Origin of the sequence: Geminocystis sp. GBBB08 (genome assembly GCF_016743215.1) — a bacterium.
Lineage (GTDB): Bacteria > Cyanobacteriota > Cyanobacteriia > Cyanobacteriales > Cyanobacteriaceae > Geminocystis.
The window spans coordinates 1-8027 of the sequence record NZ_VRZC01000171.1 but is presented as its reverse complement, the minus strand read 5'-3'; the positions used below and the strand labels follow the sequence as shown (position 1 = coordinate 8027).

7 protein-coding genes and 1 pseudogene are annotated in these 8027 nt (G+C 29.8%); 1 reads left to right on the top strand and 7 read right to left on the bottom strand.

Features of this window, described 5'->3' with window-relative positions; translation table 11 throughout:
• From FWJ34_RS16415 to FWJ34_RS16400, 4 genes and pseudogenes are all read right to left on the bottom strand, one after another.
• Positions 1-517, bottom strand: a pseudogene (locus FWJ34_RS16415) (hybrid sensor histidine kinase/response regulator); the annotation flags it as partial.
• A 119-nt stretch (positions 518-636) separates the two neighbouring features.
• Positions 637-1038 (bottom strand): hypothetical protein, encoded by a 402-nt coding sequence (locus FWJ34_RS16410; RefSeq protein WP_308256423.1) that lies wholly within the window; start codon positions 1036-1038, stop codon positions 637-639.
• Positions 1039-1423: 385 nt separating this feature from the next.
• Positions 1424-2731, bottom strand: a complete 1308-nt coding sequence (locus FWJ34_RS16405; protein ID WP_308256424.1) for a DUF3086 domain-containing protein — start codon at positions 2729-2731, stop codon at positions 1424-1426.
• 59 nt (positions 2732-2790) lie between these two features.
• Positions 2791-3174, bottom strand: coding sequence for a DUF3119 family protein (locus FWJ34_RS16400; protein ID WP_308256422.1), 384 nt, complete (start codon positions 3172-3174; stop codon positions 2791-2793).
• A 107-nt stretch (positions 3175-3281) separates the two neighbouring features.
• Between FWJ34_RS16400 and psb34 the strand changes: the two genes are divergently transcribed.
• Positions 3282-3458, top strand: coding sequence for a photosystem II assembly protein Psb34 (gene psb34, locus FWJ34_RS16395; RefSeq protein ID WP_308256421.1), 177 nt, complete (start codon positions 3282-3284; stop codon positions 3456-3458).
• Between the two features lie 524 nt (positions 3459-3982).
• Here the strand turns inward: psb34 and FWJ34_RS16390 are convergent.
• The 3 genes from FWJ34_RS16390 to FWJ34_RS16380 form a co-directional block, all read right to left on the bottom strand.
• Positions 3983-6130, bottom strand: a complete 2148-nt coding sequence (locus FWJ34_RS16390) for a Tex family protein (protein ID WP_308256419.1) — start codon at positions 6128-6130, stop codon at positions 3983-3985.
• A 7-nt stretch (positions 6131-6137) separates the two neighbouring features.
• Complete coding sequence (locus FWJ34_RS16385) at positions 6138-7268, bottom strand: esterase-like activity of phytase family protein (protein WP_308256418.1); 1131 nt, start codon at positions 7266-7268, stop codon at positions 6138-6140.
• A gap of 226 nt (positions 7269-7494) precedes the next feature.
• Positions 7495-8027 (bottom strand): GerMN domain-containing protein (locus tag FWJ34_RS16380; RefSeq protein WP_308256417.1); only part of this gene is annotated, 533 nt, incomplete at its 5' end.

Below are 8027 nucleotides of genomic sequence, written 5' to 3'. Positions count from 1 at the left end.
CTTCATAGCTATCATTTGAAAAAATTATTTTCTTTTCTTTATCGGCTTTTTTGGTTAGATATTTTTTTTCTTCTTTATAAGATTTTAAAGCAGTTATTATTTTATTTTCTAACTGCTGAATATTGATTTCTTCTATTTCTAAATAATCAAATATATCTATATTCTCTAAAATTTTAGTTCTTAACTCCACATTTTTTTTAGAAATAATAGTAATAATTTTAGGAGACAAATAACTAGATTTTGTTTTCAGATTATTAATTAAGGAAAATTCCCCATTATTAGGTCTTTTAATCAGAAAAAAAATCAGAGGAATATCATAAGTTTGTAATAAATTTTCGTAATCATCCAATAAATAGTTAAATTTAGTTAATTGACAATTTTTATTAAAAAATACTAACTTGTTACAGTATCTATTTAACTTTTGATAAAGTAGATTATCGTCTCCCATAAACAAAATTTTCCAAGGTTGATTACCCCATAAAATTGACCCTTTGGTTTTGTCTTTTTTTTGTAGCATTCCTTTTTAAACTTTATCTGTTCAAATCAAGAGACAAATGGTTTTACTATTATAAAAGATTGTAACATATTTTTATTTTGCTTACTCTAAATAACCTAATTCTTAATAAATATTAATATTTAAGAAAAAGAGGGATTAATGATAGAAGGATTGAAGGATGTTTCCACAATCGAAAATGGTTTTTCATGCCAATCTACCGCCCAATTTTGTTCATTTAAATATTTAAGTAAAGGCATTACTAATTCTAAGTTACGGCAAAACCAATATTGTTTTTCTTGATTTTGATCTGTAAATATGATTTGATATTGATAAGCGTGACCTAGTGTTCTTAATAATCCTGGATACTTTTTTAACTCTTTTTTTATTTCTGATTGAGAATAGGTAATAATACTATTTTTTTGAAAATGATAAGGAATTTTAATCTTCGGTTTAGAGGAAGATTTTAAGGGTTTAGAAATATTAATCTTCTCCGGAGAGACAATTACTTTTGGAGTGGGTTTTTTCTGATAAAAAGGAAACATTATTTTTACCGTAAATTTTGATATTATTCAAGAATGAGAAATGAAAAATTACAAGGAAAAAGCTTATTTCACCATTATTTATTCCCTAAGCTGATAAACCCCTTTAAAATAAAATGTATCTAAGCAATGCAAGGCTAGAGTTTAAACCCCTTGTTACCTCTTGCTTATTCTCCTTGATTTGTTCAAAAATAAAATGCAGTATTAATTTTGCTTACCTACTTATTTGTTAGCTGTAAAATAGATTTATTGCAAAATAAAAACTAAGATCAAACTTGGATAGTTTAATCTGAATTTTCTTCCCAAATCCGCTTACTTGTTGCAGAAGTCTAATGAATTTTAGCGATAGTATTGTCTGATTTATTCAATACAGCTTATCATTTGACACTTAGTAATAATAATTAGAAGTTTGAGAGGTGGTTTCTGGGGCAAATGCTAACCATAAGGGAAATTTTAGCAAGGAAAGACTCACTTTATCATCACTTTGATCCATTATTACAAATGGTAGATCTTTTTCTTCCACTATGCGATCGCCTTTTTGAATAAGAGATTCAGATGTTTCAAATAATACTACTCCTCGATTTGGGCCAAAATCACTGCGAGAAATACCTAAACAATCCTGTAAACCTCGCCGCCATTCTCCCAATCTTTCAGGTGTATCTGCTAAAATTAAAGTGCGACTGCGATCGCCATATAATTGATATAAAATAGAGATAATTGCCGAAGCTACCAAGATGTTTTGTAGTCTAGTTCCCATAGTACGTAAAGCACCTCTTCCTCCTTGGGTAAAAAACCATTCAGCAACCCTTTGAGCGTGAATTGGTTCAAAAGTTCGTCGTAATTGCCAAGCCGCACCATAATAATCAGGTTTTGTGCGATACTGATCTAATAAACGACGAATTTGACGAGTTTCCTCTTGAAAATTTTTTTCCACAAATTGCGGATTGGGGTTATTATTTTGTATAGTAGCAGTGTTGTTAGAAACAGTTTCCCATGATTGAGAAGGAGTGTTTGATAATTCCAATTGTTCAGCTGCGGTAGCTAAATCCTGTAAACTACCCACTAAATAATCTTTAAAACCTTGAACTCGAATAGATAAATCTTGAGAAACACCAGAAAAAGTAGTCTTCATTTCCTGTTCAATTCTTTCTTTTCTACCCTCTAATTTTTGTATAGTTAATTCTAGGCGTTGTTTTTTTTCTTCTAACTCTTTTAACCCTTGTTGAACAATTAAATTAATATTAGAAATAATCGTTTCTTGCTGGTTGATTAAATCTTGTTTTTTGTCTTCTAAAACCTGAATTTCTGTGATATAATTATTTGGTTTATTGCCAATAGTTTCATTAATTTTTTCGGTAGATTCTAATGGCAATGGGATAAATTTATTTTCGTCATCTTCCATAGAATTAACATCTGTTTCATTTAATAAATTAGTATTTTTTTCCTCTAAATCTGAATTAAATAATTTTTTTTCTGATACATTTTTAATTACTAATTCTGCGTTAACAGATTCTTGATTTTCATGATTAATAGATAATTCTAAAGCAGGATTTTCCGTTAAATCTTTTTTTATTTCTAAGGATAATTTTGTCTCAGTATTATTTTCTTTTTGTGATTGCATCTCCCATAAATCTTCATCATCAAAACTATCTAAATTAATATTTTCGATTTGATTATCTTTTTTGTTATCCGACATCATAATTTTTATAATTGTTTAGCTATAAATAAAAAGTTTTTTTGAGCTTAAAAATTGAATTATTTTTTAAAAGAACAATATTTTTCTAAACATTCTTTTAAGGTATTGGGATCAAATATAATAGGTAAAAAATGAATACTGTTCACTTCTTTAAAGTATAACAAAATAGGTATAGGTTGCCAAAATATTACCCAGTTTTCCCATTCACTATAAGGAAAAGTTCTAATCAGTTTTTCTCCACGATAAACATCTAAAGTAGTAGGGGTAAATGTCAATTTAATGAGATTAGCTTGAATTAATAAAAATATACCAAAAACTGTAACAACTAATGCCAGTATTAATGACCATAAAATTAAGGCAATACCTGCAATGATGATAACGATAGGAATATTATAATTAGCTCTTAAGGTGATACTACTAGAAGTTAAAACAGTACTTTTCATTCCTTTTTTCTAAAAAATATTGATTGAATATAATCTTCATTGTATAACAATTTTTGAGGCAAAATATAGTATGATGAGCTTTAATTAATTATTAAGAGGTTAAATAAATGCCATATACCACAGAAGATGGAGGCAGAATCAATAATTTTGCCAATGAGCCTAAAGTTTATCAAGCTGAACCACCGACTAAAAAACAAAAACGTAATTATGTTATACTGGGGATTTTTGGAACACTTTTAGTGACAGGAGTCATTGCGATCGCCTTTGTTGCCTCCAATGTATAAAAAATAATCTTGAAGATAAAACTATTCCTCAAAATAAGTAATAAATTTTTGGTAAAAATATAGCACTCCTATGGGAGTTGTGAGATTTAAAGAGGTGTTAGCTATCAGCTTTCAGTGGTCAGCTTTAAGGTATAGTAAAATTTACAGATTTATTTTTTAATCTTTAATTCTTCACGAATGATTTAGGATTGTTATACTTTAAACTATTTCCTAGTAAGGGATTTATCCCTTATTTTTCTCACTCAAGTCTGCTGTAAAAAGTATGAGTGATGAGGGCAAAAAATAAAAATTTTTAACTTATTTAATAAACCTAATTAAGAGCGGCTGAATTAATCAGGAAGCTATAAAAATTAAGAATTTAAACACACTACATCAATAAAAAAAAGCACAGTTTTAGCAAAGGGTTTAAACCCCTTGTTTAGTCAAAAAATAAGTAAGTATTATACAATTACATACTCTAATTCTAAGAATTAAAACCCGATGCCCCGTTGCCTATCCTCATTAAAATACTTTTTCAGTAACCCCTAATTATTTTTCATTGATAAATTAATTCTATTTAACTTCTTATCTACCTCTAAAACTCTGACTTTTACGACTTGCCCAACTTTTACTATTTCATTTGTATCACTTACGAATCTGTCTGCTAATTGAGATATATGTACTAATCCATCTTGGTGTACTCCAATATCAACGAAAGCACCAAAATTAACTACATTAGTGACAATTCCTTCTAGGGGCATTCCTTCTTTTAAATCATCAATTTCTTTTATATCTTCTCTAAATGTAGCATATTGAAATTTAGCACGAGGATCTCTTCCGGGTTTTTCTAATTCTTGAATTATATCCTGTAATGTAGGCAATCCAATGTTTTCAGTTATATATTGTTTTAAATCAACATTTTTAAGCTGTGAATTTATTTGAGCAATATCTGTTAAAGGTATTTTTAAATCAGTGGCAATAGTTTTAACAATATTATAACTTTCAGGATGCACCGCCGTTTTATCTAAAGGATTTTCACCGTCACGAATCCGCAAAAAACCAGCAGCTAATTCAAAGGTTTTCGCCCCTAATTTTTTTACTTTTAATAATTCTTTTCGGCTTTTAAATGCTCCTTTTTCGTTACGATAACTGATAATATTATTAGCAATTGTTTGATTTATACCAGAGACAAACATTAACAATTCTTTGGAGGCAGTATTCAAATCTACTCCAACATAATTAACACAACTTTCGACGGTTTCTTCTAAGTTTTTCTTTAATAATTTTTGATCAACATCATGTTGATATTGTCCCACACCTATGGACTTTGGATCAATTTTAACTAATTCTGCTAAAGGATCTTGTAACCTTCTTCCAATACTAATTGCCCCTCTAACGGTTATATCTAAATCGGGAAACTCTTCAATAGCTACCTCACTGGCAGAATAAATAGAAGCGCCCGATTCATTCACCATTACTTTAATCGGTTTTTTCGCTATTGTTGCCAAAACTTCCGTAATAAATTCGTCTGTCTCCCGTGACGCTGTGCCATTACCGATGGCAATTAATTCTATCTGATACTTTTTGATTAACTTTTTAACAGTATCAGAGGCGATCGCCCTTTTTTCATTGCCACTATGAGGAAAAATAGCTTGATATTCCAAAAACTGCCCTGTTGCTGATAAGACACAAACCTTGCAACCTGTCCGAAATCCGGGATCAATTGCTAAAGTTGGCTTCATACCTGCAGGAGGAGACAATAACAATTCTCGCAAATTAGCTTCAAAAGTTTTAATGGATTCTTTATCAGCCCATGCTTTAATTTCTGAGCGTACATCTCTTATTAAAGCAGGTTTGAGCAAACGATGAAAACTATCTTTTAGCATTACTTGATAAAATTTTCGCACTTCATTAATTTTAGTTTGAATTACCCTTGATTCTAAATAATTCATAACCTGTGACTCATCAAAATCAATATCTATTACCAGAATTTTTGCTGATTCTCCACGAAATAAAGCAAGGATATTATGAGGAGCAATTTTGGTGAGTTTACTTTTAAAAGTACGATACATTTCAAATTTAGTACTACCTTGAGGATAATTCTCTTTGACACGAGAAACAAACACCCCATTATCTAGGATAAATTCCCTTAAATAAACTCTTAATTCTGCTTTTTCAGCAATTTCTTCCCCGAGAATGTCACTAACACCATTTAACGCCTCTTCTATAGTAGTTACTTCTTCTGACAGATATTTTTCCGCTTCTTTTTCCATAGAGATGGATTTTCTTTGAGGATGATTAAGACTTTTGACAAATTCAGCAAGGGGAGTCAAGCCTTTTTCTTTCGCCATAGTGGCACGAGTGCGTCTTTTTGGCTTAAATGGTAAATAAAGGTCTTCAAGCTCATTTTTTTGTAAACAAGCCATGATTTGAGCTTTTAATTTATCACTGAGTTGATTTTGAGAAGCGATACCATCTAATATAACTTGCTTACGACTTTCTAATTCTTGTAAATAGATAAAGCGATCATGAATGTTTCTTAATTCAATTTCATTCAAAGAACCAGTACGTTCTTTACGATAACGAGCGATAAAAGGAATAGTAGCACCTTCTGTCAATAATTCTAAAGCATGATTAACATTTTGAATATTAAGGGATAATTCCCTAGCAATAACTTGAGGAATATTGAGCATTTTTTCATTAATTATTTAATTTGAATAATAAAAACTGATTTTTTTGTTTACCTTCTTTGTTAAAATTATTATCACTAATCATAATTAAACTTTGACTCCCATCCGCTAAACGAGGACCAAAAGTGATACCCTCTAAATTATCTAATTGAATACCTAATTTTTGCAAATCTAAAACTAATTTTTTACGAATTGGGATAATATTACTAATATCTTGTGTCAAAGTTTTTTCACTAGAAATATCCGTAGCATTAGCTATAACTAATTGGAAGATTTTTGCACCATATCCTCTTAATCCTAAAGTACGTTCTAAACTTAATAAATAACCTTCTTGGGGTAGTGCCAATAATTCTGATACTCCATTAAATAATACCCCTAATGCAGGATTATCGATCAGATATAAATATTCGCCTACTAAAACAGGATTCCCTATAGGATTGATAACATAGTGCATTAACCTTGATCTTAAAATAGTTTGAGGGTTATTAAGATCGACATCTTGCACTAAAGCAGATTCTGTGACGGTAAATAATCTAAAAGGATCTTGAGGCATTATACCATTAGCTTTGATCGTTAAAGATTCAAAACCAAGATTATTTTCAACTCCTTTTTTTTCTCCTTGTTTTGGTATATATCTATCTGGTATTCTCACAGAATTTTTGAATTTACCATCAAGATTATATTCATTAATAAAAGGGGGAGTATTAGTTTTAGAAACTCCTTCACTAGAAATAAATAAGGAATTTCTGGGGCTAAAAGTGATGGCTTCAGTATCCGAAGTATTAGGAGGATAATTTTCTCCTTGCTTATTTTTTAAAAAGGTAACATTTTCGACATTAACATCATTAATTGTATCGTTATTTATGTTAATTTTTAAGGTATAAAACCGAGCAGGTGAAAAGTATGATCTATCATCAGAAATAGCATAATAAACATCTTTATCAGGATTATAAGTTATGCCAGAAAACCCTCCGATTAATGTATTTTCATAGTTAGTTTCTGTTAATTGATATTCCCCTAAAAACTGTAATTTCAAATCTAAAAAGACTCTATTTTCAGCTAAAGTTTTTACATGATAACAGCCGAAAACTAATAATAAACAAATAACAAAGATACTAATAAATCTAAACTTTTTAAACATTATTGAAGAATGAGGAATGAGGAATTTACAGGCAAGATGCCTGTTTTACGGTAAGATGACGATTTAACAACTATAAATTATAAACTATCCCCCATCACTATTATTTAATACTCAAGCACTAATTAATTGTATATAGGTAATGCAAAGGGTTTAAACCTCTTGTTAACCATTATTGTTATCATCGGTTTGAGACAAATAAAATGCAGTATTAATTTTACTTACCTACTTAATTAGGAGAAGGAAAAGATTCCATAAATATACCTCTCGTCATCGGTTGTTCTACTATTAATCCTTCTTCTCCTAAAATATTTAAAGGTTTACCTTCGACACTAATCCAAACATTAACAGAAGGATTGACACTACTAGCAGTATAAATTACTTGCCCTAAACGACTAATCATCGAGGCACTACCACCACCAGTAGTAAACTCTGAAGATAAGTCGATGTGAATACCGTCATCTTTAACGGTTAAATTAGTTAACTTGGTATTTTCGGGAATAGCAGTGGTAATATTATTACTATCTAAACCGGTTAATAATTTATTAAATGCAACGGTTAAAGATTCTTGATCATCTTTTCCTTTTTCAATTTGTATAGTAGTAGGAACTAATGCTAATTGATCATTAATACCGTAAATTTCTATTTGTTGCTTATTAAGATCATTATTTATTTTTACCTCAGTTTGTGAATTATCAACAGGATTTTTTACAGCTAATTTACTATAAGAATACCAAGCGGCAATAGTGCCTATTGCTAATA

Bases quoted from the DNA above. Each gene is read 5' to 3' on its own strand.
- FWJ34_RS16385 (WP_308256418.1), bottom strand. From the start codon at position 7,268: ATGTTTAAAAAGTTTAGATTTATTAGTATCTTTGTTATTTGTTTATTA.
- FWJ34_RS16400 (WP_308256422.1), bottom strand. From the start codon at position 3,174: ATGAAAAGTACTGTTTTAACTTCTAGTAGTATCACCTTAAGAGCTAAT.
- FWJ34_RS16390 (WP_308256419.1), bottom strand. From the start codon at position 6,130: ATGCTCAATATTCCTCAAGTTATTGCTAGGGAATTATCCCTTAATATT.
- FWJ34_RS16405 (WP_308256424.1), bottom strand. From the start codon at position 2,731: ATGTCGGATAACAAAAAAGATAATCAAATCGAAAATATTAATTTAGAT.
- FWJ34_RS16410 (WP_308256423.1), bottom strand. From the start codon at position 1,038: ATGTTTCCTTTTTATCAGAAAAAACCCACTCCAAAAGTAATTGTCTCT.
- psb34 (WP_308256421.1), top strand. From the start codon at position 3,282: ATGCCATATACCACAGAAGATGGAGGCAGAATCAATAATTTTGCCAAT.